Annotated in this window: 24 protein-coding genes and 1 pseudogene; 15 read left to right on the top strand and 10 right to left on the bottom strand. The window is 54.0% G+C overall.

The window, feature by feature from the left end:
- Positions 1–1128, top strand: a 1128-nt coding sequence (locus BLS87_RS32820; RefSeq protein ID WP_482211659.1) for a DNA polymerase Y subunit UmuC family protein, incomplete at its 5' end; no start/stop codon positions are given.
- Between the two features lie 10 nt (positions 1129–1138).
- Positions 1139–1378 (top strand): hypothetical protein, encoded by a 240-nt coding sequence (locus tag BLS87_RS32815; RefSeq protein ID WP_062384583.1) that lies wholly within the window; start codon positions 1139–1141, stop codon positions 1376–1378.
- 25 nt (positions 1379–1403) lie between these two features.
- Here BLS87_RS32815 and BLS87_RS32810 read toward each other — a convergent pair whose 3' ends face one another.
- Together BLS87_RS32810 and BLS87_RS32805 are read right to left on the bottom strand one after the other, a co-directional pair.
- The gene (locus BLS87_RS32810) at positions 1404–1610 is read right to left on the bottom strand and encodes a hypothetical protein (RefSeq protein ID WP_062384586.1); all 207 of its coding nucleotides are present in this window, start codon (positions 1608–1610) and stop codon (positions 1404–1406) included.
- Between the two features lie 104 nt (positions 1611–1714).
- Positions 1715–1897: a hypothetical protein gene (locus BLS87_RS32805; protein WP_143024545.1), complete on the bottom strand. Its 183-nt coding sequence runs from the start codon at positions 1895–1897 to the stop codon at positions 1715–1717.
- 204 nt (positions 1898–2101) lie between these two features.
- On the opposite strand from BLS87_RS32805, the gene BLS87_RS32800 reads away from it, so the two are divergent.
- The 7 genes from BLS87_RS32800 to BLS87_RS32770 all read left to right on the top strand — a co-directional run bounded on the left by BLS87_RS32800 (position 2102) and on the right by BLS87_RS32770 (position 7715).
- Complete coding sequence (locus BLS87_RS32800) at positions 2102–2452, top strand: DUF3147 family protein (protein WP_062384592.1); 351 nt, start codon at positions 2102–2104, stop codon at positions 2450–2452.
- 57 nt (positions 2453–2509) lie between these two features.
- Positions 2510–2803, top strand: a complete 294-nt coding sequence (locus BLS87_RS32795; RefSeq protein ID WP_062384595.1) for a metal-sensing transcriptional repressor — start codon at positions 2510–2512, stop codon at positions 2801–2803.
- 9 nt (positions 2804–2812) lie between these two features.
- Positions 2813–3250: a YqaA family protein gene (locus tag BLS87_RS32790; protein WP_062384597.1), complete on the top strand. Its 438-nt coding sequence runs from the start codon at positions 2813–2815 to the stop codon at positions 3248–3250.
- A gap of 57 nt (positions 3251–3307) precedes the next feature.
- Positions 3308–3868 carry a carboxymuconolactone decarboxylase family protein gene (locus BLS87_RS32785; RefSeq protein ID WP_062384599.1) on the top strand — a complete coding sequence of 187 codons (561 nt, stop codon included), beginning with the start codon at positions 3308–3310 and terminating at the stop codon, positions 3866–3868.
- 263 nt (positions 3869–4131) lie between these two features.
- Positions 4132–4263 (top strand): hypothetical protein, encoded by a 132-nt coding sequence (locus BLS87_RS34965; protein WP_024073362.1) that lies wholly within the window; start codon positions 4132–4134, stop codon positions 4261–4263.
- Positions 4264–4793: 530 nt separating this feature from the next.
- Positions 4794–7277, top strand: a complete 2484-nt coding sequence (locus tag BLS87_RS32775; RefSeq protein WP_238591777.1) for a heavy metal translocating P-type ATPase — start codon at positions 4794–4796, stop codon at positions 7275–7277.
- A gap of 45 nt (positions 7278–7322) precedes the next feature.
- A complete protein-coding gene (locus tag BLS87_RS32770; protein ID WP_062384611.1) occupies positions 7323–7715 on the top strand; it encodes a TFIIB-type zinc ribbon-containing protein in 393 nt (130 codons plus the stop codon).
- Between the two features lie 114 nt (positions 7716–7829).
- Here the strand turns inward: BLS87_RS32770 and BLS87_RS35020 are convergent, their stop codons facing one another.
- From BLS87_RS35020 to BLS87_RS32755, 3 genes are all read right to left on the bottom strand, one after another.
- Complete coding sequence (locus BLS87_RS35020; RefSeq protein WP_341845443.1) at positions 7830–8099, bottom strand: DUF411 domain-containing protein; 270 nt, start codon at positions 8097–8099, stop codon at positions 7830–7832.
- Positions 8100–8466: 367 nt separating this feature from the next.
- Positions 8467–9864, bottom strand: a complete 1398-nt coding sequence (locus tag BLS87_RS32760) for a heavy metal sensor histidine kinase (protein WP_062384613.1) — start codon at positions 9862–9864, stop codon at positions 8467–8469.
- A complete protein-coding gene (locus BLS87_RS32755) occupies positions 9861–10535 on the bottom strand; it encodes a heavy metal response regulator transcription factor (RefSeq protein ID WP_062384616.1) in 675 nt (224 codons plus the stop codon). The genes BLS87_RS32760 and BLS87_RS32755 overlap by 4 nt, the downstream gene beginning before the upstream one ends.
- A 505-nt stretch (positions 10536–11040) precedes the next feature.
- Between BLS87_RS32755 and BLS87_RS32750 the strand changes: the two genes are divergently transcribed.
- From BLS87_RS32750 to BLS87_RS32740, 3 genes are all read left to right on the top strand, one after another.
- On the top strand, positions 11041–12267 hold the full coding sequence (locus tag BLS87_RS32750) for a TolC family protein (protein ID WP_062384952.1): 1227 nt from the start codon (positions 11041–11043) through the stop codon (positions 12265–12267).
- 63 nt (positions 12268–12330) lie between these two features.
- Positions 12331–13587, top strand: a complete 1257-nt coding sequence (locus tag BLS87_RS32745) for an efflux RND transporter periplasmic adaptor subunit (protein WP_062384619.1) — start codon at positions 12331–12333, stop codon at positions 13585–13587.
- Positions 13588–13611: 24 nt separating this feature from the next.
- On the top strand, positions 13612–16749 hold the full coding sequence (locus tag BLS87_RS32740) for a CusA/CzcA family heavy metal efflux RND transporter (RefSeq protein ID WP_062384622.1): 3138 nt from the start codon (positions 13612–13614) through the stop codon (positions 16747–16749).
- 43 nt (positions 16750–16792) lie between these two features.
- Here the strand turns inward: BLS87_RS32740 and BLS87_RS32735 are convergent, their stop codons facing one another.
- Together BLS87_RS32735 and BLS87_RS32730 are read right to left on the bottom strand one after the other, a co-directional pair.
- On the bottom strand, positions 16793–17707 hold the full coding sequence (locus tag BLS87_RS32735) for a cation diffusion facilitator family transporter (protein WP_062384624.1): 915 nt from the start codon (positions 17705–17707) through the stop codon (positions 16793–16795).
- Positions 17708–17912: 205 nt separating this feature from the next.
- The gene (locus BLS87_RS32730) at positions 17913–18128 is read right to left on the bottom strand and encodes a hypothetical protein (protein WP_062384627.1); all 216 of its coding nucleotides are present in this window, start codon (positions 18126–18128) and stop codon (positions 17913–17915) included.
- 230 nt (positions 18129–18358) lie between these two features.
- Here BLS87_RS32730 and BLS87_RS32725 point away from each other — a divergent pair, with 230 nt between their 5' ends.
- Entirely contained in the window at positions 18359–18688 is a 330-nt protein-coding gene (locus tag BLS87_RS32725) for a DUF2790 domain-containing protein (RefSeq protein WP_062384629.1), read from the top strand.
- A gap of 174 nt (positions 18689–18862) precedes the next feature.
- Here the strand turns inward: BLS87_RS32725 and BLS87_RS32720 are convergent, their stop codons facing one another.
- On the bottom strand, positions 18863–20188 hold the full coding sequence (locus BLS87_RS32720; RefSeq protein ID WP_062384631.1) for an OprD family porin: 1326 nt from the start codon (positions 20186–20188) through the stop codon (positions 18863–18865).
- A 778-nt stretch (positions 20189–20966) separates the two neighbouring features.
- Complete coding sequence (locus tag BLS87_RS32715; RefSeq protein ID WP_062384633.1) at positions 20967–21623, bottom strand: histidine phosphatase family protein; 657 nt, start codon at positions 21621–21623, stop codon at positions 20967–20969.
- Positions 21624–21764: 141 nt separating this feature from the next.
- On the opposite strand from BLS87_RS32715, the gene BLS87_RS32710 reads away from it, so the two are divergent.
- The gene (locus BLS87_RS32710) at positions 21765–22067 is read left to right on the top strand and encodes a nucleotidyltransferase family protein (RefSeq protein ID WP_062384954.1); all 303 of its coding nucleotides are present in this window, start codon (positions 21765–21767) and stop codon (positions 22065–22067) included.
- 206 nt (positions 22068–22273) lie between these two features.
- Here the strand turns inward: BLS87_RS32710 and BLS87_RS35450 are convergent.
- Positions 22274–22390, bottom strand: a pseudogene (locus BLS87_RS35450) (DUF7693 family protein); the annotation flags it as partial.
- Positions 22391–22530: 140 nt separating this feature from the next.
- On the opposite strand from BLS87_RS35450, the gene BLS87_RS32700 reads away from it, so the two are divergent.
- The gene (locus tag BLS87_RS32700) at positions 22531–22929 is read left to right on the top strand and encodes a hypothetical protein (RefSeq protein WP_062384636.1); all 399 of its coding nucleotides are present in this window, start codon (positions 22531–22533) and stop codon (positions 22927–22929) included.
- Positions 22930–23143 lie beyond the last annotated feature (214 nt).

Raw genomic sequence — 23143 nt, 5'->3', positions numbered from 1 at the left:
TCTCCTCAGAAGCTACAGCCATACCGGTTGGGTATGAGAAGCTCCAAGGGCGAGCATGGCCCGGTTCTTATTGACTTTCTATTACACATAAACGGTGATATGAGCGAGCGCGTGATGACCATTATCGAGTCCATGGTGCCGGCGCTCGAGGTCTACAGCATTGATGAGGCGTTCGCAGATTTGACCGGCATTCCGGGCGACCTGACTGCCTTTGGCCGAAACATCCGCGCGACCATCTTTAAGCACACTGGCATCCCGGTGGGGGTTGGAATCGCCCGTACGAAGACCTTGGCCAAGCTTGCGAATCACACTGCCAAACGCTTGATCGATCAGACTGGCGGCGTGGTCGATCTTTGCGATCAGTTCAAATGCGATTGGACGCTGCGTAACAACCTGGTTGGGGAGGTGTGGGGTGTCGGTAAGCGGATGAAAGCGCACCTTGAGGCCATGGGCATCAAGACTGCGATGGACTTGGCGAAGGCCGATGCCTGGACACTCCGGCAGAAATTTAGCGTCGTGATCGAGAAGACGGCTCGCGAGCTTGCCGGCACGTCATGCCTGGAGTTTGGGGAGGCTGATCCGCCGAAGCAAGAGATCTACTGCAGCCGGATGTTCGGCACTCGCTTGACTGACATTGAGCCGATCAAAGAAGCCGTGGCCACTTATACCCAGCGCGCGGCAGAAAAGCTTCGGGCGCAAAACTCGTTATGTAAGAAGATCCGCGTCAGCATTCGCACGGGGATGTTCAATCCCGAAGAGGCCAAGTACGCCAATGGGGCTTTGGTCGAGTTGCCGTATCCCACGAACGATGTACGACTCATGACCAAGGCCGCAACAGAGGCGGTGAATCGACTTTTCAGGCCCGGATTCAAATACAGCAAGGCCGAGGTGCTGCTGATGGATCTGCGACAGCCTGGCGAATTCACGGAAGACCTCTTTGCTCACTCACAGCCGGCTATGGCCGATACGTTGATGGGGGTTTTGGATGAGATCAACGACAGATGGGGACGAGGAACACTTCGAGTGGCCAGTGTTCCCAAAGACCCAGGCTGGGCGATGCGCAGAGATTTAATGAGCCAAAGTTTCACGACCAGGCTGGATCAGCTTTGGACTGTTAGAGCGATATAGGAATAGGAACATGAATAATTTGACCCAACACCTTCGTAGAGACCTTCAAGGAGTCGCTGCGGATTTGAAGCGGTCAGCAGTAGAGTTGGTGAGGATTGCCGACCGTTTGAGTCAGGCCGGGAACGAGCCCGATGCCCAAGCTCTCCACCGGATGATTAAGGTGTTCCAGGATGGAGAGGAGAAGGTGAGCACCATCGTTGATGGGATCAATGTGGGCGGAATCGTGCGACTGGATTCAGTCTCTGCGTAATTCGCCTGGAGATGAAGGACGGCGGTCACCCACGCTCCTCATCAAGAATCTGGTGCAGTTCTGCCCATGGCTTCGAGGCCACCTCATCTTTGCCGGCACAGCTTGGATCATGAGGGAATGGTTCTTCGGCTTTCGAAATCGGTTGGCTCTGCATACAGCCAGTGCATGCCACTACTCCACCGATCAGTGCCCACTCTGCCGACCAGGCGATCATGCGTTGGTTGCCGTCCATGGTTGCGCGCCCTGAGTGATTTCCTGACAACGAACTTACCCTTGGATCGATAACCTGTATACGCCCATATGAAGGGCCTCGAACGAGGGGTACTGCACTCGGCCTTAGTGCGTGCTCAGCTTCACGATCATTCCCGTCCCTGCTTCTTTGGCGTGCCGGCGCACTTTGTCCTCAGCCTCCTGAATCCCCTTCTCCAAATGAATCAGCACTATGGTCTCCTGATCTTGCCCTGCGTCAGCCAAGCGCACCGGCACTGAAAGAATTGAAGTGGAGGAGTTCTTCAGCATTACAGCGACCTCGCGCATGCTTCAAATCAGCTCTGCGGTTGGCGCATTTGCATGGCTCAACTTCTTCAAAACACCATGCCTCTAGAAGTGATGTAGTGCTCGCTTGTGAATTTTAGTCTTGGCAGGAATCGGTTTGATATATCCCCCCTAGGGGGATAGGATGAAGCTCCACCGAACGGTTGCGCCCTGGACGCCTGAAGGCCCATGAGCTGGTTGATCACCAAGTACTTCATCACCTCTGCAATCGTTGTGTTGGTATCCGAATTCGCTAAGCGAAGCGACAAGCTGGGTGGCCTGATCGCCGCTTTGCCTCTGGTTACCGTTCTCACACTCATCTGGCTGTACTACGAACAGCAGAGCCCTGAAAAGATCGCCAATCACGCGTGGTACACCTTCTGGTACGTCGTACCCACGCTGCCGATGTTTCTGATTTTCCCCAGGCTTTTAGTCCGACTGGGTTTCTGGCCAGCGCTTCTTGCTGGGATGTTCGTTAGTTGTGTGGTGTTCGGACTATTCGTCTTGGTGCTTCGTCGATTCGGCGTCGACCTGCTTTGACTTGGAGGCCAACCCCTGGTGGGGGATACTGCATGCTTCCCCTCGCTGGACTAAGTCATGAGCAAAAAGACTCCACACCACGACCATACTCATCAGTCACATGATGCCATTGTGAAGCGCCTGAAACGTGCTGAAGGTCACCTGCGCAGTATCGTCACGATGATCGAGGACGGCAGAGCCTGTGTGGATATCGCTCAGCAACTGCACGCCGTCGAGAAGGCGGTGTACCAGGCTAAGCGCACATTGATCCAGGATCACATCGATCACTGTCTGGAAGACGCGGTGGGCGCTTTGGCCAATGGCGAAGGTGCATCGCTTGAGGAGTTCAAGCAGATCACCAAGTACCTCTAGGCAGCCATCATGTGGGAAGCCACCGGCTACATCGGCCTTTTCTTCTCTGCCTTCGGCGCTGCCACTCTGTTGCCGTTGCAATCTGAGGCTGTTTTGGTCGCGTTGCTATGGGCCAAGCAGCATCCTTCATGGGCGTTGTTGCTCGTGGCTACGATTGGGAATGTCTTGGGTTCGATGGTGAACTGGGTGCTTGGGCGGTACATGGAGCGCTGGCGAGACAAGCGCTGGTTCCCCGTTTCAGCCAAACGCCTGGAGAGCGTTCAGAACACTTATCACAGATATGGGCGATGGTCGTTACTGCTGAGCTGGGTGCCCATCATCGGTGACCCGCTCACGTTGGTTGCTGGGCTCATGCGGGAGCCTTTGTGGAGCTTTCTGGCTCTAGTCACCTTTGCCAAGGCCACTCGATATGGCGTCTTGTGTTGGATTACTTTGGGCTGGGCATGAATCAGGGCGCAGGTTAGGTTACCGGCAGCGCCATAGACAGGCTTGGACGAAGACAGCATGGACATTCAATCGCGTCTTACCACATTGCAACCCAATCAGATGAGCGAGGATCAGCAGCGCGTGCTAGCTGTGATTCAGAAGGGGCCTCGCGGCAACCTGGATGGCCCTTTCCTCGCTTGGATTCACAGCCCGGCGCTTGCAGACCACGCGCAGCGTCTCGGAGCGTTTTGCCGATACGGCACGACACTGGAGCTGCGACTTACCGAACTCGCCATCCTGACGACTGCTGCTTGGTGGCGTTCTCAGGCCGAGTGGCAAATTCACGAGCCTATCGCCAGAGCTGCAGGCGTTTCCGACAGTGTGATCGAAGCGCTTAGGCAGCAACGGACTCCCGCCTTCACCTGGGCCGATGAGCAGTGCGTATACAAGATCGGCCAGTCGCTTTATCAATCCCGGCGTGTTGATGGCGTGCTTTACGATCAAGGCGTCACGCTATTTGGAGAGCCTGGCATGGTTGAGCTGATCGGAGTGTATGGGTACTACTCGCTTGTTGCGATGACACTCAACACCTTCGAGGTGCGCCGTGATCCTACTTCTCCATTGCCATTCGATGAATAGGGATTTTCAGCGCTGTCCTTGACTTTAACGTGAGCCGGAGAAGCTTTGGCTGTTAGGCCGCACTCCCTCTTCTCGGCATAACACTTCAGCAAGTTTGAGTAGGGATCTGAAACGCACGGGCGAAAAAGCTGTACTCCAATGCTGGCATAAAAATATCAAGCTACAGTGTTTGGGTGCCCTCAATCTCGTGACCGTACTGAGCGAACGCTTACACGGCAGTCGTTTGCAAAGGCATATCCCTATCAGCTGAAGGAGCAAGTCGTATGGCCATCAAACCTGGGCCCAAGCCAATCGCCGAATCAACCGGCAAGACAGACCAGCGTCGCCGTGTAACCCCCGAAAACAAGCCTAAGCATCCCGACCTGGACGTGCACAAGCACAAGAAAGGTGACTGATAGATAAGACCCCGCCGAACATGGCGGGGTTTTTACTCTAGGGGTACGCCGCCGTCGGCGGGTATCGTATTTGGCATCTACAACATGATGATGAAAAGACTTGTAACAAAATGGTCGAGGAGGATTTTTTAGGTGAGGCTGCGCCGAATGGCTAGCTGGACAGCTCTGCTTTTGACCCTGTCGGCTGTGGTGGCGGTCTGTGCCTGGGTAGGTCTACAGCCGACGCAGATTACGGGTGTCGAAGACCGTCCTGACGGCTTTCTCCAGACGTTGTCCCATAAGCTTCATCAGAAGATTGATGACCTGCTCGATATGCATGACTCCCAAGGTGAGAGCTGACGGAACAGTCGAGGTGCTGGCTACTTTGACCGCCTGATGTTCCCTATATCCAGTCCTCAACCGCCCACACGTAGGGACGTCGCCTCGACCCGTGTCCTTGCCTCAATCTGAACAAACTTCAAATCCTTCGCTTGACCCTGTAGTTACTACAGGCTGTTGAATGGCGTCATGTCCTTATTGGTAGACGCGTCATGAGTCAGGAAAATCAGTCCAAAGCCAAATTGCACCTTGTCCCGAAGTCAGACGATTGCTGCTCTGCTGACCCTCGGGAGGTGTTCGCCAAACAGATTCAATCTCGGGCTCACCAAGCTGAGCACGGCCATGATCACGCCGAGAGCTTGGGTAGTAAGGAATCACATGCATGCGGTTCGCATGATTCTCAGGCGTCCGGCTCCAAGTCTGCTCACCATGATCATGACCACGGTGCAGGCGATCACGATCACGATCACGATCACGGACATGACCATGGCTCTGCGGCTCATACCCATGTGGATGCGTGCTGCTCAAGCAAAGCCAATTCTGTGGGCTCGGCGACTTCACGCGCGCCGACGCCTGGGCCTGAAGGGACGACTCAGGTTCGATATCGCATCGACAAGATGGACTGCCCTACTGAGGAGCGGCTGATCCGGAACCGCCTGGAGCCGATGCCTGGAGTTGCTCGACTCGATTTCAACCTGTTGGATCGTGAGCTTACGGTGCATCACCGTTTGGATGATCCGGAAGCAATTGTTGTCGCCTTGAATGCTCTCGATATGGGGCCGACCCTCATCGAGGCTGGCGCACCTCCAAAGGCAGTCCCACCGGCGCTTACCAAACGTCTGAAAGGGTTGCTGGCAGTCAGTGGCCTAGCTGCCGTTGCCGCTGAAGTAATCGCCTGGACGACCGGGCAGGAAGGGTCTTGGCCGGTCGTGGTCTTGGCTGTGCTGTCCATTCTAACTGCTGGTCTACCTACCCTGAAAAAGGGGTGGATCGCCGTGAAGAACTTCACGCTGAACATCTATTTCTTGATGTCGCTGGCTGTCTTGGGCGCTGTGGTAATTGGCAAGTGGCCGGAAGCTGCGATGGTGGTCTTCCTCTTCGCGGTTGCCGAAGCCATTGAAGCTTTATCTCTTGAGCGCGCCCGCAACGCGATTAAGTCGCTGACTGCCCTTGCGCCTGAAACTGCTGAGGTAATGAGTGACAGCGGCTGGAAGGAACAACCAGTCGAAGGTGTGGCGCGGGGCAGTCAAATCCGTATTCGTACTGGGTCGAGAGTGCCTCTGGATGCGACGGTAACCTCTGGCCGAGCGGCCCTGGATCAAGCGCCAATCACCGGTGAAAGCTTGCCGGTAGATAAGGTCGTGGGTGATCAGCTCTATGCGGGCAGTATCGTTACCGACGGCGTGGTTGAGGCCAGCGTGACTGCCGTTGCTGGAGAAAGTACGCTGGCTCGCATCGCAGCAGCCATTCAGAACGCTCAGTCACAGCGGGCGCCTACGCAGAGGTTCGTCGATCAATTTGCGCGCTACTACACTCCTGTTGTTGTCTTAGTGGCCCTGCTTGTTGCGACCCTTGGCCCAATATTGTTCGGTGGAACGTGGAGTGAATGGCTCTACCAGGCGCTGGTCTTGCTCGTTATTGCCTGCCCTTGTGCGCTTGTTGTTTCAACCCCCGTGACAGTGGTAAGCGGCCTCGCATCTGCCGCGAAGCAGGGGATCCTGATCAAGGGCGGTGCCTACCTTGAAAGTGGCAGGTTGTTGAAGGTGGTAGCCCTCGATAAAACCGGCACGTTGACTCAAGGCAAACCAGTTCTAACTGACTCCGAGTCGCTGGGTGAACTGCCGATTGAAACCGCACTCCTGATTGCCGCGAGCCTGGATGAACAGAGTACGCATCCAGTGGCGAAGGCTTTGGTCGCAGGGTGGAACTCGCAGCAACCAGCAATACAAGCCATGTCGGTCAGTGACTTCAGTGTCCTCAATGGGCGGGGTGTCAAAGGTAAGGTTAACGATGAAGTGTGGCACTTGGGCAACCATCGCTTAGTGGAAGAGCTAGGCATGTGTTCAGCAGAATTGGAAGCCAAGCTTTCGAAGCTTGAGGGCGCAGGCAAGACAGTGATCGTGTTGTGCAGCAGCGCCGGCCCAGTAGCAATCTTCGCGGTTGCGGACGCTGTCCGGCCTGAGAGCCTTCAAGCGATTGCGGCGTTGAAGGCATTGAATGTGACGCCGGTCATGTTGACAGGTGACAACCCTGCCACTGCCAAAACGATTGCTGGTCAGCTAGGCATTGCGGATGCACGCGGAAATTTAATGCCCGAGGACAAGCAAACTGCCGTGGCTGAGTTGAAGACCATGTACGGCAATGTGGGGATGGTGGGTGATGGAGTGAACGATGCTCCCGCCCTTGCACAGTCCGACATTGGTTTCGCGATGGGGGCTGCCGGGACTGCAACAGCGCTGGAGACAGCTGACGTAGCGATCATGGATGACGATCCGCGCAAAATCGCAGACTTCATCAGCTTGAGCCGTCGTTCTGCCTCCATCTTGAAGCAGAACATTACCTTGGCGCTGGGCATAAAGATTGTGTTTTTGGCATTGGCATTCTCGGGGTTTGCGACTCTGTGGATGGCCGTTTTTGCCGACATGGGGGCGAGCTTGCTCGTCGTCTTCAACGGCTTAAGGCTACTGCGCCGTTGAAACGACAGCCGCTATTTAGTCATTCAAATTCAGAAGGAAGAGACCATGCAATGCCCCGTTTGCAAAGACATCTCACTGATTATGACCGAGCGCCAGAACGTTGAGATCGACTACTGCCCTCAGTGCAGGGGCGTTTGGCTTGACCGTGGCGAGCTCGACAAAATCATCGAAAGGAGCCAGCAGCAGGAGTCACGGTTTCTACCTGCTGGATTTACTCAGGCTTCTCATCAGGAACCGCCACCTCCAGCAGATGTAGTCTGCTCACAGCCTTCCAGCGGTCACCAAGGTGATAAGCATGGCAGTAAGCACGGGAGCAAACACGGCGGGCACTCCGAAGTGCAGTCGAATCATTCTGGCGGATGGCGGGACGGCTATCAGACCGGGCACCAAGGACAACCCTATCGCAAGAAATCATTTTTACAGGATCTCTTCGATTAAGACCCTTGCGGGAAAGCACCTTAGCAGCATTCGCCGGCGGGGCTTTATGGCTGCCGGCGTATTCGATTAATCCATGCCGGTTATAATCTCGCGATGGCGTCGCACCCCTGAAGGCTATCGAGCTGGGAAGTCTGCCAAAATAGTCTGATCTCCAGTGTTGGTGACTCCAATAATTTGGTGCGCGCTCCTACGCGTACCCGACTCCATCCCTGGTGAACCTAGTGGCATGCCCGGTGCCGCAACACCTCTCAAGTCTGGCCTCGTGCTGAGCTCAGCGATTTGCTCGACGGGGACATGTCCCTCTACAAATTTCCCGTTAACAACGCCGGTGTGGCATGACCCCAGTTGTGCTGGAACGCCTAGCTTTTCTTTCACTGCACTCATGTTGTTTTCCAAGTGATCCACTACCTCATATCCATTGTCTTTAAGGTAGCTGATCCACTTGGTACAACAGCCGCAGTTTGGATCTCTGTAGACGTCTATGGACGTCGTGGCGGCTTGCGCGAGCGTATACAGACTGATGCCTGCGATTGCTGCCAAGGTATTTACGGCGCGTCGTGTCGGCGTGGACATGATTTGAATCTCACTTAGGATGGAGTAGCTGATAAGCGTGGTTGTAGCCTCAGCGCAATCTGCTGCTTGACGCAAACTGAATGTGTAACCGAATGCGTGGGGCTTCAAATGAGAAACCCGATGCAGTCGCACCGGGTATTGGCAGGTGGAACCTCAACTGATCCAGACACGTTCAGCTTCAGGTTGATTTCGGAAAGATCAGACTGAAGGTGGTGATTCGTCCCAGCTCACTGCTGACCGTAACCCGACCTTCATGGAGGCTCATGATGGAGCGCACGATAGCCAGGCCAAGACCGGTACCTCCTTGTTGGCGAGAGCGGCTGGGGTGAACTCTATAGAACCGGTCAAACAATCGTGGCAAATGTTCTCCTTCAATGCCTTCGCCGACGTTGCTGACCGCCAGTATCACTTCGTCGGCCAACGTGGAGAGACCAAGAGTCACGGTGCTTCCGGGTGATCCATGCCTAATTGCGTTGGAGAGCAGGTTTGAGATCGCGCGCTGGATCATCAGCTTGTCCCCGAGAACTTTGCCTTCGCCGGACACCTCCACCGATATCTTCTTCTCCTCAGCAGAAATTGCGAATAGCTCCGAGACCTTATTGGCCTCATCCTGAAGATCGACACTGCTGAATGTCAGGGGCGCTGAAGGCTGGCTCACGCTTGCCAGAAAAAGCATTTGAGACACCATTCGTGACAAGCGCTCAAGTTCTTCAGTACAGGACTCCAGCACCTGCTTGTATTCATGAGGGGGCCTTTCTCTCGAGAGCGTGACCTGCGCTGTTCCCATCAAGTTGTTCATGGGCGAACGCAGCTCGTGTGCCAAATCATCCGAGAACTGCGCCAGTTGCTGCACGTCTCCGTCCAGCCTATGGAGCATGAAGTTTACGGCGTGGGCTAGATCACTCAGTTCCTCGGGCAGCCCTTGGACTTTCATTCGATGCGATAGGTCTCTAGCGGAAATACTCTCTGCTACGCGGCGGAATGCTCGCAAAGGCTTCAAGCCACGATGTACTACCCACCAAGCGCATCCACCTACTAGAAGCAAAATCAGAGGTAGAGCGATAAGAGTGGATTTCACATACGCCTTCAGCAATGTGTAATCGCTTCTCCTGTCGAGCGTGAGGATCACCAATATCTGCTGATCATTCTTGAGCCGGATGAGCTTGTAAGCCATGAGCGTTTCGAAGCCTTCCGCCGAGTTAATCTCTTTGAACTCCAAAGCGCTCGTGTTGATCTTCGGCACAGGCTGTTCTACCTCGCCTCCTTCTCCTTCTCCAAGTCTTAGCAGGCGTTTTCGAGGAATACTTGAGTCCATGATGGTGAGCGTCAGATTGTCGTGACCGACAATTTGATCTCGCAGGTTATGGGGGTGAAGGACGATGTCGGCAATCGAGGATGAGCCCTCCGCGAGACTATGCTCAACTTGGGACAACTTCTCTTCCAATCCATCCTTTGCTTGGATGTCGAGCTGCCGCCAAATGGAAGCTAAAGCGAATGTCGCCATTACCACTACCAGCACCGCACACATCGCGGTGACAGTAATGCCAAGCTTCACGGATAGCCGCGCAGACCTCATTCGCGGACTTCCAACACGTACCCGACACCACGCAGAGTATGAATCAGCTTCTGGTCGAAGGGATCATCAATCTTGGCCCTCAAGCGTCTGATGGACACCTCGACCACGTTCGTGTCGCAGTCAAAATTCATATCCCAAACGAGGGAGATGATTTGGGTTCGCGACATAACCTCACCGCTGTGGCGCATCAACAGGTGTAGCAGAGCAAATTCTTTCGTCGTGAGGTCTATGCGTTGGTTACCACGAAATGCTCGGTGCCGACCTTGGTCAAGCTCCAGGTCACCGACTCTGAGTACGTCTGGCAAGCCGGCCTGTTCAGTCCGGCGCATCAGCGTCCGAACCCTGGCCAAAAGCTCAGGAAACTCGAATGGCTTTACCAGGTAGTCGTCAGCTCCCATCTCAAGTCCACGAACTTTTTCATCAAGACGCCCGCGAGCAGTAACCATCATAACGCGGGTATTATTTATTTCTCGCAACTTGGAAAGTACTTCCCAGCCCTCCATTTCAGGTAAATTTACGTCCAGGATTACGATGTCGTAGCCTTGGTGTTTAGCCAGGTATAGGCCATCAAGGCCCGTATTGGCTATATCAACAACGTACCCACTTTCCGTAAGGCCTTGATGCATATATTCGGCAGTTTTAAGCTCGTCCTCGACGACAAGGATTCGCATGGCAGGAGTTCCTTTTTTTGATGGGTGGCAGTTGCCTGAATTCTTGATCGGGATAACCATTTTTTCACAATTTTTCCGAACGAATTTTTCACAACCCCTTGGATATGAAGCCAATTTTCGTCCCTGTAGTAGCTACAGGGTCAAGCGCATACTGCCGAAATACCTCGATTAACCCTGAGAGGCGACAATCTGTCGCATCACTGTCACAATCGATTTGTGGCGTACAAATTTCTGCTATGAGTGCAAGAGTCTAGGTATTGCAATTCATTTCAGACATGAGCTTTGATTAGTATCGAAACTAATTGTAATTCAAGAAGATTCCTATTTTTCCAGATTACGTAATTGTAATGTTCCAGCAATCCCTCTGATAACTGCGTTTGCATAAAGTCCTCCCATCAAACTCCGACTCGTCGGCGGAGCTGTACCTGTCCATTTTATATTCGGTGAGTTATGCAATCGGAGAACTTTCATCGTGCTGGGATTTAGAAGTTTTTCCAGAGCAGCTATCCGCGTCGGAGCATTCTGCCTATTGCTGATGCCGCTTGGCGCGCCGCTGGCCGTGGCTGGTCAGAGCATGAGCCTTTCTAAGGCGATTGATTCGGCATTCGCCATGAATCCTGATCTTGCCGCTGCACGACAGGAAATTGGAATTGCGGAAGGTGACCGAATCCAGGCGGGTCTTATTCCCAATCCAGTCGTATCGTGGGAAACAGAGGACACGCGTCGCAACACCAGTACCACGACGGTGATGTTGAGCCAGGCGTTAGAGCTGGGCGGCAAACGAGGCGCTCGTGTCGAAGCTGCAATTCGTGGCCAAGACGCTGCCCGCATCGAGCTTGAGCGCAGGGGAAACGAACTCCGTGCTGAAGTGACTCAAGCCTTCTACGCGGCGGTACGTGCACAAACAGGCCTGGATCTCGCTAAAGAATCCCTGTCCCTGGCTGAAAGAGGGCTTGAGGTTGCGCAAGGACGTGTCCGTGCTGGGAAGTCATCCCCCGTTGAAGAGACCCGCGCCAAGGTGCAGTTGTCTGAGACTGAACTGCTTGTTCGCCGTGCCGAGACATTGAAGGCCAGTTCATATCGTGATTTGGCTCGTGCGACAGGCTCCCTGAATGGCTCATTCGACGCTCTCGAATACTCCGACCTCTCTCCTGGAAAGTCCCCCTCGGTTTCTCAAGTAATGGGTGCCATAAACGATTCTGCAGACCTGCGCCTGGCGCAGGCTCAAATTGAGCAACGGGATGCCGCTCTGGAGTCTGAGCGGGCCCAGCGCGTTCCTGATCTCACCGTCAGTGTGGGCAGTCAGTACAGTCGAGAAGATCATCAGCGTATCAACGTTGTTGGATTTTCCATGCCACTTCCACTCTTCAACAGAAACCAAGGCAACGTACTGTCGGCCTCTCGCCGAGCTGATCAAGCACGTGACTTGCGCAATGCCGCCGAGCTGAGGTTGCGTACCCAGACCCAGACAGCTCTTGATCAGTGGGCGACCGCATCCCGAGACATCGAGGCGTTCAATGAGGTCATTTTGCCGTCGGCGAAGAGCGCTGTTGATGCTGCCACAAGGGGCTTTGAAATGGGGAAGTTCGGGTTTCTCGAAGTTCTCGATGCCCAGCGCACGCTTATCTTGGCACGTAGCCAATTTCTCGAATCGTTGGCCATCGCGACTGAAGCACGGGTAACCGTCGAGCGCACTTACGGTGACCTCAGCCGCTTCTCCCTCCGCCCTTAATCGCTTTTTCGCATTTATTGAACGCATCGCGTGTGGGAAATCACGTGATTGCCAGGAGCACTCATGAACAGAAAACGGAGCATAACCACCGTTCTGGCGGTGGTAGCCATTGTTGGGCTGGGGAGCCTGACTGTAACGAACACCGGACTTCCATTTGCCGCAGAGTCACCGCCACAGAAAAAGCAGGAGAGTGAATCTGGGCATAAACATGCCGAAGGAAAAGACCATGACGGCGAAGAGTCCAGCAACAAAGAAGCCTCGGGGCAGGGCAAAGAAGAGGCCCATGACGAGGAAGGGCAGCTTGAATTGACGACAGCACAAATTGACGCCGCCGGGATTGAGGTCGCAGCTGCTGCGCCTCGACCGATGAGTACTTCACTCACTTTCCCCGGCGAGATCAGATTTGATGAAGACCGCACAACTCATGTTGTCCCACGTGTAAACGGGATCGTTGATGAAGTGAAAGTTGAGTTGGGCGATTCCGTGAAAAAAGGCCAGGTACTGGCTGTGATCGCGAGTCAGCAGATCACGGATCTGCGTAGTGAGCTCGATGCGGCCCAACGCAGAACTGAGCTCGCACGTCTGACCATGCAACGGGAAAAGAAACTCTGGGAAGACAAAATCTCTGCTGAGCAGGACTACCTTCTGGCCAGGCAAGCGTACCAAGAGGCTGATATCAGCCTTGCGAATGCACGCCAGAAACTGAATGCCATTGGCGCCAACATCAAAGTCGCCGCCGGCAATCGCTATGAACTCATTGCTCCTTTCGACTCCGTGGTTGTCGAGAAACACCTCGGTCTTGGAGAGGTCGTGAATGAGTCTACAGCCGCGTTCACTTTGTCCGATCTGACCCGTGTGTGGGCAACCTTTGGCGCAAGCCCTAAAGATTTGAAGCAGGTGGCAGTCGGTCGGGCAGTGAAAGTCAGCGCGCCAGATCTGGGAGCTCAAGTCGATGGCCGTGTCAGTTATGTCGGCAGCCTACTGGGAGAGCAGACCCGCGCTGCATCTGTTCGGGTGGTATTGCCTAACCCTAGCGGTGCCTGGCGCCCTGGCCTGTTCGTTTCCATCGAAGTGACCGCCGAGAAGGGGGCGGCCAAGGTGACCCTGCCTGAGTCATCCATTCAAACGGTTGAAGACAAACCGTCGGTATTTGTTCGGAACGCGGAAGGCTTCCAGGTGCAACCGGTCACGGTCGGTCGACGCGAAGGTGGTCACGTGGAAATCCTCCAGGGGATCAACGTCGGCACGCAGGTGGCCACAGAAGGCAGCTTCATCCTCAAGTCCGAGCTAGGCAAGAGCTCTGCCGAGCACGCTCATTGATCCGCGTCGTAAGAGTAAACCTCAATGTTTGAACGGTTGATTCAATTCGCAATTGAACAGCGCATCGTTGTGATGCTCGCTGTTTTGTTGATGGCGGGGCTTGGTATAGCCAGCTATCAAAAATTACCCATCGACGCCGTGCCTGACATCACCAACGTGCAGGTTCAGATCAACACATCAGCACCGGGCTTTTCGCCCTTGGAGACCGAGCAGAGAGTTACGTTCTCTATCGAAACAAGCATGGCCGGGCTGCCAGGCTTGAAGCAAACCCGGTCGCTTTCACGTTCTGGATTGTCTCAGGTCACCGTTATTTTTGAAGACGGCACAGACCTCTTTTTCGCTCGTCAGTTAGTAGGTGAACGCCTGCAGACCGCCAAGGAGCAGTTACCGGAAGGTGTCGAGGCCTTGATGGGCCCGATCTCCACTGGACTGGGCGAGATCTTTCTATGGACTGTTGAGGCTGAAGATGGCGCGCGCAAAGAAGACGGTACTCCCTACACGCCCACCGACCTTCGAGTCATACAGGACTGGATCATCAAGCCGCAGCTACGTAACGTTCCCGGAGTGGCTGAAATCAATACGATTGGCGGTTTTGCCAAGCAGTATTTGATTGCGCCGGATCCCAAGAAGCTTGCGGCATACAAGTTGACGTTGAACGACCTCGTTGCCGCGCTGGAGCGTAACAATGCCAACGTTGGGGCTGGCTATATCGAGCGTGGTGGTGAACAACTGCTCATTCGAGCTCCTGGGCAATTGGGTACCATTAAAGACATCGCAAATATCGTGATCGCGAATGTTCAGGGCACCCCAATCCGTGTCAGCAGCGTTGCGGATGTGGACATCGGGCAGGAGTTACGCTCAGGTGCTGCGACCGAGAATGGTCGTGAAGTTGTCTTGGGGACAGTCTTCATGCTCATTGGCGAGAACAGCCGAACTGTTTCGCAAGCTGTGGCTGCAAAGCTGGCCGACATCAACCGTTCCCTGCCTGAGGGTGTTCACGCCGTCACGGTGTATGACCGTACCAACCTGGTTGAGAAAGCCATTGCAACGGTCAAAAAGAATCTGGTCGAAGGTGCCATTCTGGTCATCGCGATCCTGTTCCTTTTCCTCGGCAACATCCGTGCTGCCCTGATTACTGCGATGGTGATCCCGCTCGCTATGTTGTTCACCTTTACCGGGATGTTCACCAACAAGGTCAGTGCGAACCTGATGAGTCTAGGTGCGCTCGACTTCGGCATCATCGTCGATGGCGCAGTAGTAATTGTCGAGAACTCGATACGCAGACTCGCGCATGCGCAGCACAAACATGGAAGGATGTTGACGCGAACAGAACGATTCCATGAAGTGTTTGCTGCCGCAAAAGAGGCCCGTCGGCCACTGATTTTTGGTCAGTTGATCATCATGGTCGTATACCTGCCGATCTTCGCCCTCACCGGTGTAGAAGGCAAAATGTTCCACCCTATGGCCTTCACCGTCGTCATTGCACTTTTGGGTGCCATGATTCTCTCTGTAACCTTCGTACCTGCTGCTATCGCGATGTTTGTGACCGGCAAGGTCAAGGAAGAAGAAGGCATCGTGATGCGTACAGCACGGGTTGGCTATGCGCCAGTTCTCTCGTGGGTGCTGAAGAATCGGCTGGCCGCATTTTTCACGGCTTTTGTGTTGATCATTCTGTCTGGCGTTATGGCGAGTCGCATGGGCAGCGAGTTTGTTCCAAGCTTGAGCGAGGGCGATTTTGCTCTTCAGGCATTACGAGTTCCCGGTACCAGTCTTTCTCAGTCCGTCGATATGCAGAAGCGTCTCGAGAAGATCATCGTTGAGAAAGTGCCGGAGGTGGAGCGGATGTTTGCGCGCACGGGGACGGCTGAGATTGCTGCTGACCCGATGCCTCCGAACATCTCAGACAGTTACGTGATGCTGAAGCCACAGAACCAATGGCCAGATCCAGGCAAATCTCGAGAAGTAATCATCGCTGAGCTTCAAGCGGCAGCGGCGACTGTTCCAGGAAGTAACTACGAGCTGTCCCAGCCTATTCAGCTGCGGTTTAACGAGCTGGTCTCGGGTGTGCGAAGTGACGTCGCGGTGAAGGTGTTTGGCGATGACATGACAGTGCTGAATCAGACCGCCACGAAAATTGCCGCTACCTTGCAGAAGGTGCCAGGCGCATCCGAAGTGAAGGTTGAACAAACCTCAGGCTTACCGGTGCTAACCATCAACATTGATCGAGATAAGGCTGCTCGTTACGGCCTTAACATTGGTGATGTCCAGGACTCGATTACCACAGCTGTGGGGGGGCGTCAGGCCGGCACGTTGTATGAAGGAGACCGTCGTTTCGATATGGTCGTGCGACTGTCAGACAAACTGCGAACCGACGTGGCCGGGTTGTCGACTCTTTTAATCCCGATCCCGGCCACAGTAGGCAGTAGTGATCAACAGATCAACTTCATTCCGCTATCGCAAGTCGCGAGTATCGACTTGGTGTTGGGCCCGAACCAGATCAGTCGGGAAAACGGCAAGCGAGTGGTGATCGTCAGTGCCAACGTCCGTGGTCGTGACTTGGGCTCGTTCGTTCAAGAGGCTGGCACGAGCATCAACAGCGGAGTCAAAATCCCTGCTGGCTACTGGATTGATTGGGGCGGCCAATTTGAGCAGCTGCAGTCTGCAGCCAAGCGGCTCCAGATTGTCGTGCCCGTAGCGCTGCTTATGGTCATGGCGTTGTTGTTCATGATGTTCAACAACTTGAAAGACGGCATGCTGGTGTTCACCGGCATCCCATTTGCGCTTACCGGTGGGGTACTGGCGCTGTGGCTGCGGGATATTCCGCTTTCTATTTCGGCAGGCGTCGGCTTTATCGCGCTGTCTGGGGTGGCTGTGCTGAACGGCTTGGTGATGATTGCCTTCATTCGCGGCCTGCGGGAGGAAGGTAGGTCGCTTCAGGATGCGGTTAACGAAGGTGCTCTTACCCGGTTGCGTCCTGTCTTGATGACTGCGCTCGTCGCGTCCTTGGGCTTCATCCCGATGGCGTTGGCAACGGGTACGGGCGCTGAGGTACAACGCCCACTGGCAACGGTTGTGATCGGAGGGATCCTCTCTTCCACTGCGCTGACGCTGTTGGTACTGCCAGCGTTGTATCAGTGGGCTCATCGCAAAGAGGAGGACTAACCGCGAGCTGGCTTGCGGCAGGCGACTGCCGCAAGTCGTGCTACTAATGGTGTTCGTGATCGGGGTCGTTGTGTTCGTTGCTGTGAAACCCTTCGTGCTCTAACTGGATGGTGCAGTGACCAATCTCAAAGGCTTTGCTCACCGACTCTGTCACCTCTGTCAGGATCTGTTGGCCGTTGGACGCGCTCTCCGGAATCACGACGTGAACGCTAAGCACGTTCTTCCCGCTGGTGACCGACCAAACATGCAGGTCGTGAATTGCCACCACCCCTGGCACGTCCAAGATGGTCTGCTCGACCTTTTGCACCTCAATACCGCTCGGTACCCCCTCAAGTAGCACATTCATGCTTTCGCGCAGCAACACCCAAGTTCTTGGAAGAACCCAAAGGCCAATGCCAGCGGCTACTAATGAGTCCACCCAACCCCAGCCTGTGAGCCAGATCACTACTGCGGCCAAGATAACTCCGAGCGACCCCAACATATCGCTCCAGACCTCGAGATAGGCGCCTTTCACGTTGAGGCTTTCGCCGCTCGCTGCGCCCAGCATCCGCATTGATATGAGGTTCACTATCAAACCGAGGATGGCGATGACCAGCATGCCGATAGACTGGATGGCCGCAGGTTCGACGAGTCGTTGGTAGGCCTCGTAGAGAATGTAGATGGCGACGAAAAAGAGAAGGATCGCGTTGAAAGCGGAGGCGAGTATTTCAAATCGGGCGTAGCCGAACGTCCGATTTCTGTCTGCCGGGCGTTTGGCTATTTGGAACGCCAGCAGCGAAATGGCAAGCGCTGCTGAGTCAGTGAACATATGCGCCGCGTCCGACAGCAGCGCCAAGCTACCGGTGACCCATGCGCCTATCACTTCAGCAATCATGAAACCTGTGGTGAGAAGAAGGGCAAGCAGCAGTTTTTTCTCATGACCTGCTCGCACCTGCCCGTGGCTGTGACCTGAGCTCATCGACATATCCTTAATCTGGAGGGGGTGAATAGAGGAAGAGTAGAACGTTGAAGATCAGACTGGGATTCCAGCGTGACCGTTCTTGGCATGGGACGAAATTTTAAGCAAAAAAAAGCGCCCTGCGGGGGCGCTTAAAGGTTCACCTTAACCAAAGGAGCTCGGGAGCTTCTAAAGGTGAATTGGGAGCGATACAGGAAACTGGAAATCAGCCGTCGGTTTTTTTCGTTTGATTGGCAGGCGCGTTGTCGTCGGACTTTACGTACTCAGTAGCTTTGGCATCGTTTTGATTTTGGAAGCGCACTTCCTGAGCGATTTTCATTTTTTGAGCTGCCTGGCTGGCCAGCTCGCTGCCATCCTGGGCAAACAATGCAGGGGAAGAAAGAGCAGCGACCGTCAGAACCATCGATTTAAGCAGATTCATAGTAGATACCGTCTGATGAAGTGGCAGTACCTGATCACCAAGCGTTGGCTCATCAGGAGTTGGTATCAATAGTACTTGCGCGACCCTAACGGGAAGGTGAGCGAATAATTACAATGCTGTAATGAGGCTTTTTTCAGTAAGTGGCCAAGATTGCGAAATGGTAATTTTTGCGCAACGTTCCAGTTAATGCTGACTTGGTACCTTGAGTCATCACTCAACGGAGACCAGCTATGCGCACTATCAAATCGCTTATTTTCGCTCTAACTGTTGCTGCCCCCTTAGCTTCTTACGCCTTTGCAAATGATGACTTGGCGGTGAAAAATGCCATCAAGGATCACCAGGCTGCCGTCGTCAACTACGCCGAGAAGAACAGCAAACCTGTGCCAAATGTTGTGGAGTACAAGTACGGGATGAAACTGGACATTGCCAAGGTTGTAAGAACTTCTCCAGAGCTCAGAGAGTGCAAAGTTATTCCTCAGTTGATGACCTACGAAGACTCCAGAGGCGACTTGAATACCGTGCAATACCAGGTAATGAGCCGCTGCCGAGGCAAAAATTGATTCCGCGCCTTACCTGGGCGTTTAGGCGCAGTCACAGAACCTCCACACTTAGCGGCCCTGATGGCCGCTTTTTTATCCCATTGATCAGACCTACGTAAGAAGGTGCCCCTTAGGGCACCTTCACATTCGATTGCAAACTCTCTCCCAGCTATCAGCGGCTAGGCAAGTGATCAGTTAGAGCACGCTCAGCGGGTACTCCACGATCAGCCGGACTTCATCCAGATCAGACTCGAACGCAGTGGCCCGTGTAGTCGCTTGGCGCAGTCGCAGTGACAGATCCTTCAAGCTGCCTGTCTGAACGACGTATTTCGCTTCGATGTCGCGTTCCCAGCGCTTCTGATCCTTTAGCGGATTACCGTCCACATCTCGTCGCATGTAGACGCTGTTGGCGTTGGAATAGTCGCCGTCCGTGCCCTTGCCGTAGCGGGTCATGAATGTCAGGCCAGGAACGCCAAAGTTAGTCATGTCCAGGTTGTAGGTCACCATCCAGGAGCGTTCTTTCGGAGAGTTGAAGTCGCTGTATTGGATCGAGTTCGCGACGTAGATCGAGTCAGACTGTCTCAGGTAGTCGAAGTCGTCATCACCTTGGTTACGCTGGTGAGAGAGGGCCAGAGTATGCGAGCCGTACTGCAGGGCGACCTTCGCACTCCAGATGTCGTTGTCGAACTTCCCGAGGAGCTTTTTACCTTCGTCGGTGGCGTTGTAGTAGTTCAGGCTTGTGGTCAGCGCCATCTGGTCAGACAGTGGAAGCACGTAGGATGCCGAGGCATATTTCTGATCCCATGCATCCTTTAGCCTGCTGCCATACAAGCCGACAGTCAGCCGGTCAGTGGCCTCGTAGTCACCACCGAAGTAGCCGATCCAAGGCGAGTTCACCGGGCCACCGTAGAAGGTCACGAAATTATCGCGCATCGAGGTGGACTGGGGCTGACTCATTGAATGCAGCCGACCACCTTGAACCGTCAGGCCGCTGAAGCTTTTGTTAATAGCCGTCACACCCCGGAAGCTTTCGGGAAGCAGACGTGAGTCACCAAACGACACCACAGGAGTCGATGGGAACACATCTCCGACGTTCACTACAGTGTCGAATGCGCGAGCTTTCACCGAGCCGCCAACCTTCGTGTACTCGTCTTTTGCATTGCCATCTTTGTCGACAGGCAAGACGTTGAACGAGCTCTGCCCACCGTTACGTCCTCCCCCGGTGTCGAGTTTGAAGCCCGACAGCACGAACGCATCGACACCTACGCCGAAGGTGCCCTGAGTGAAACCTGATTCGAATTTCCCGATAAAACCTTGCCCAGTGGCTTCGGAATAACCTTTGCCAGAGGGTGCAGACTGTCCTTTGCGGCTATCACGGTTCATATAAAAGGTGCGGCTAAGGAGATTGAGGGTGCTTCCCTCAATGAATCCTTCTTTGGCTTCTTCGGCAAAACCGACAACTGGCGTGACACTCGCGATAGTGGAAAACACCGCGAGCGAAATTTTTTTCAAGTGGGTCATGTGCGCTCCGTTCGAATCGGCAGTTTCTTATAGACGTCGACCTGGCTATTTTTTGTAGATTTGAGAGCTGCCAGTAGGCGCAATACTGACGAGTTGGGGATAACGGCGGGATGACTCGAAAATTACAAATCTGAAATCTCAAAGGGGGCGCAGCAGAGAAATCTAACTGTGTCAGTTGGGCTTGAGACTGGGTAAGGCGCTAAAGCCTGTAGACACCCCTTATTTAAGGACGAATAACTAGGCTTGAGTCTTTTATATAAGGTGAGTTTCTACGTCTGGCTTTGAGGTGTTTTCAGTGAATCGTTAAGCTTTCACCCTCAAGTATATTTCGCATGTAATTGGTCGAATGTGAGTGGCAAGGGACATTTTTCATTAGTCCGGGTTAGCTGTAAATCTTAGTTCATAATAAGGTCATAATTTTGTCCGGTCAAAGCGGGAGCAGCAACAGCGCGAATTCCTGGAGGACGCCCTCGAAACCATGGCAATCTTATCGCGCCGTAGATCAGCAGCTTTAAGGCGAAGTGGCCACTTGTTGCCAACGCTAATGATATCAACTTATAAAAAGCAGATAGGATGAAGCAAGGGGCGACGTGCGCAGCGTAGACCGAATCATCTTGGCAGCCTGTGACGGGCGAGCGTTTCATAAATCTTGGATTTTGTTCGATGTGTAGGCTGGAGTTCCGAGTGGTGTGCGGCGCTCCGCTCAAGGTGGGCAAGCGGAGCGCGCAGGCGCGAGGATGTCCGCCCGCAGGGCCAAGACGCCGTCAGGCGGCTTGGTTTACGACAGCCGTGCTCGAAGAACCGCGCCCTCACCAATCCTCGGCATAAGCCTCCAACCGCTATCACTTTGTTCGTACACGAGTACGTACCCACCACAATTCTCCACGTGATTTGCGATCTCGTACTCTCGCCAATCAGTCATCGCTTGGCTGTCGATCTCCGTAGGCTGTCGCTCGATCAACCACGCCACCACGTTGATGAACTGCCCATGCGAAAAAACCACTATGTCCTTCGACGGATGGGCCGCAAGTCGCCTCAGAAACGTCTGTGCCCGCGATACAAACTCAAGGAATGACTCGGCCCCATCACCGTCTACAAGCGAGGGATTGGCCTGGTTCCAATACTCATGCACCCAATCCCGCCGTTGAGCCACGGTGGTATTCACGCATCTTGCAGGCTCTAGGTACGTAAACTCCTGAACCGGCCAAGTCGCCATGGGGACAGATGGGAATGCGCTCGTCGTGAATTGAGCGGTGGCCAGAGCGCGAGAAAAGGGCGAAGTGACGATCAAGTCTGGAGTATTAGCGAATGAAAGGGCCACTCGGCGTGCCTGATCAACACCGTGCTCAGTGAGAGGAATGCTCGCGTGATCCTGAGTGGCCGCACCGGCGTTTGCTGCACTTTCACCATGGCGGATTAACCTGACCAACTTCATCATTTGCCTTATTCTCAGAGAGGCTGTGAGAGTGCCGGCGTACGCGAAATGTCGATTCCAGTGTTGGGCGGCAGGCTAGATCCTAACATCCGCAAGCCCAACGTTGGCCGAGTGCCGCAGGGACTTCCGAAGAGCAAAATCATGAAACCGTCTCACGCGATCCAAGGCAAAACCAGCGAGATCAAACTACTCATCGAATCCTATGGATTTGTGTCGCCGGCCATCTTTGGATCGACCGCGAGTGGAACAGACCTAGATGGCAGTGACCTCGACATCCTGGCGATCATCCCTGCTGGTATGCGAGGCAAAATCTCACTCTTCGACATCCAGCATCTCGAAGCGGAGTTGGAAGCCCTGACTGGAGTGGTTGTCGATTTCAACGTAGAGAACTCCATGCCAGATCATTTGAGGCCGCCGATTGAGCGTGAAAAGGTCATGCTGTAGTTCGATGCATCAGTGAATTCCTACGCCGTGAAGAAGGCTCATAATGACCTCAAAACGGCACCTTAGCGCTCGTAAGAGGGCTTAATGTGCCGTTTTAGGGACACTGTGGCTGCCATCGCGGTCATCATAACGGATGCGAAAGAATACGCCGTACTCCTGGATTGTTTCCCGACCGCCGCAGACAGGCGCTTAGAGTAGGATTTTTCTCAGAGAGCGTTGAGCATTCGCTCAAGAGTCTGATGTTCCCACGTGCTGAGCAAGGCGACTGGGTCTGTTCCGTAGCGGTCACCTGGATCAAATGCCCAGCGCCGGCCATCTGGGGAAAGCGCTTCCTGGTTTCTCGTGGGGATGTGTTGCTGGCCTGCTTTTACCTGTCGCACGCAGCCAGGATCGCAGCCTTTTGGACGATTCGTGCATTCTTCGAACGTCTGCGAGGCAGAGATTGTAACAAACCAGGAGCTTGTTGAAAAAAAGGCTTCCGCACCAGTTCCTAAAATACTATTTTGATCACTCGCTGCCGTCACGGCTTGAGCTAAACACTCCGCAGCTGCGCCTAATTGAGCACGGAGATGGTTTCATTGTTTTGGAATTAGATGCTGAAATTACAGTTGATGTAGAAGGGGAGTTTTCACTCTCCGTTCATGATTCAATCGACGGTGATTATGTGCCGATTGACTCATGTACGGTAGAGGTGGAGAAATCCTTTAATTCAAAAATATTGGTGACATTGCGTGCTGATTTCGGAGATGGGTCTGATAATCTGGAGATCAAGGATTTAGAAGTAGAAGATGTTGAGGTTGTGAGCGTTCCCAGAACTATCCATTTTGGTACATTGGAACCGTTCCAGGACGAATACGACTGATGATACTTTAAGTATAGTTGGAAGCCCCTTGCCAGTGCGGGATTAGGGGGGCTCCAATCACATGACGCTTGGTGATTCCGCAGCCGTAGCCGCCGTGCAGGTGCTTGATGAGGTGGGGGTGTTGGCGCTGATTTAAAACTGACCCACCCTGCCGATTGAAAATTGACCCAGGACGGATTGCTGATTTTTGCCCCAGCAATTGTGGATAAGCTTA

It is taken from the genome of Pseudomonas abietaniphila, assembly GCF_900100795.1.
Taxonomy (GTDB): Bacteria; Pseudomonadota; Gammaproteobacteria; order Pseudomonadales; family Pseudomonadaceae; genus Aquipseudomonas; species Aquipseudomonas abietaniphila.
The sequence above is the reverse complement of the archived record's forward strand: the minus strand, read 5'-3'. Positions and strand labels throughout refer to the sequence as shown.

Excerpts from the sequence above, each read along its gene's own strand:
- BLS87_RS32735 (WP_062384624.1), bottom strand. The coding sequence starts at position 17,707 with ATGAGCTCAGGTCACAGCCACGGGCAGGTGCGAGCAGGTCATGAGAAA.
- BLS87_RS32805 (WP_143024545.1), bottom strand. The coding sequence starts at position 1,897 with ATGCTGAAGAACTCCTCCACTTCAATTCTTTCAGTGCCGGTGCGCTTG.
- BLS87_RS32785 (WP_062384599.1), top strand. The coding sequence starts at position 3,308 with ATGGACATTCAATCGCGTCTTACCACATTGCAACCCAATCAGATGAGC.
- BLS87_RS32795 (WP_062384595.1), top strand. The coding sequence starts at position 2,510 with ATGAGCAAAAAGACTCCACACCACGACCATACTCATCAGTCACATGAT.
- BLS87_RS32760 (WP_062384613.1), bottom strand. The coding sequence starts at position 9,864 with ATGAGGTCTGCGCGGCTATCCGTGAAGCTTGGCATTACTGTCACCGCG.
- BLS87_RS32810 (WP_062384586.1), bottom strand. The coding sequence starts at position 1,610 with ATGGACGGCAACCAACGCATGATCGCCTGGTCGGCAGAGTGGGCACTG.
- BLS87_RS32755 (WP_062384616.1), bottom strand. The coding sequence starts at position 10,535 with ATGCGAATCCTTGTCGTCGAGGACGAGCTTAAAACTGCCGAATATATG.
- BLS87_RS32745 (WP_062384619.1), top strand. The coding sequence starts at position 12,331 with ATGAACAGAAAACGGAGCATAACCACCGTTCTGGCGGTGGTAGCCATT.
- BLS87_RS35020 (WP_341845443.1), bottom strand. The coding sequence starts at position 8,099 with ATGAGTGCAGTGAAAGAAAAGCTAGGCGTTCCAGCACAACTGGGGTCA.
- BLS87_RS32790 (WP_062384597.1), top strand. The coding sequence starts at position 2,813 with ATGTGGGAAGCCACCGGCTACATCGGCCTTTTCTTCTCTGCCTTCGGC.
- BLS87_RS32715 (WP_062384633.1), bottom strand. The coding sequence starts at position 21,623 with ATGAAGTTGGTCAGGTTAATCCGCCATGGTGAAAGTGCAGCAAACGCC.
- BLS87_RS32730 (WP_062384627.1), bottom strand. The coding sequence starts at position 18,128 with ATGAATCTGCTTAAATCGATGGTTCTGACGGTCGCTGCTCTTTCTTCC.
- BLS87_RS34965 (WP_024073362.1), top strand. The coding sequence starts at position 4,132 with ATGGCCATCAAACCTGGGCCCAAGCCAATCGCCGAATCAACCGGCAAG.
- BLS87_RS32720 (WP_062384631.1), bottom strand. The coding sequence starts at position 20,188 with ATGACCCACTTGAAAAAAATTTCGCTCGCGGTGTTTTCCACTATCGCG.
- BLS87_RS32775 (WP_238591777.1), top strand. The coding sequence starts at position 4,794 with ATGAGTCAGGAAAATCAGTCCAAAGCCAAATTGCACCTTGTCCCGAAG.
- BLS87_RS32710 (WP_062384954.1), top strand. The coding sequence starts at position 21,765 with ATGAAACCGTCTCACGCGATCCAAGGCAAAACCAGCGAGATCAAACTA.
- BLS87_RS32800 (WP_062384592.1), top strand. The coding sequence starts at position 2,102 with ATGAGCTGGTTGATCACCAAGTACTTCATCACCTCTGCAATCGTTGTG.
- BLS87_RS32740 (WP_062384622.1), top strand. The coding sequence starts at position 13,612 with ATGTTTGAACGGTTGATTCAATTCGCAATTGAACAGCGCATCGTTGTG.
- BLS87_RS32725 (WP_062384629.1), top strand. The coding sequence starts at position 18,359 with ATGCGCACTATCAAATCGCTTATTTTCGCTCTAACTGTTGCTGCCCCC.
- BLS87_RS32770 (WP_062384611.1), top strand. The coding sequence starts at position 7,323 with ATGCAATGCCCCGTTTGCAAAGACATCTCACTGATTATGACCGAGCGC.
- BLS87_RS32815 (WP_062384583.1), top strand. The coding sequence starts at position 1,139 with ATGAATAATTTGACCCAACACCTTCGTAGAGACCTTCAAGGAGTCGCT.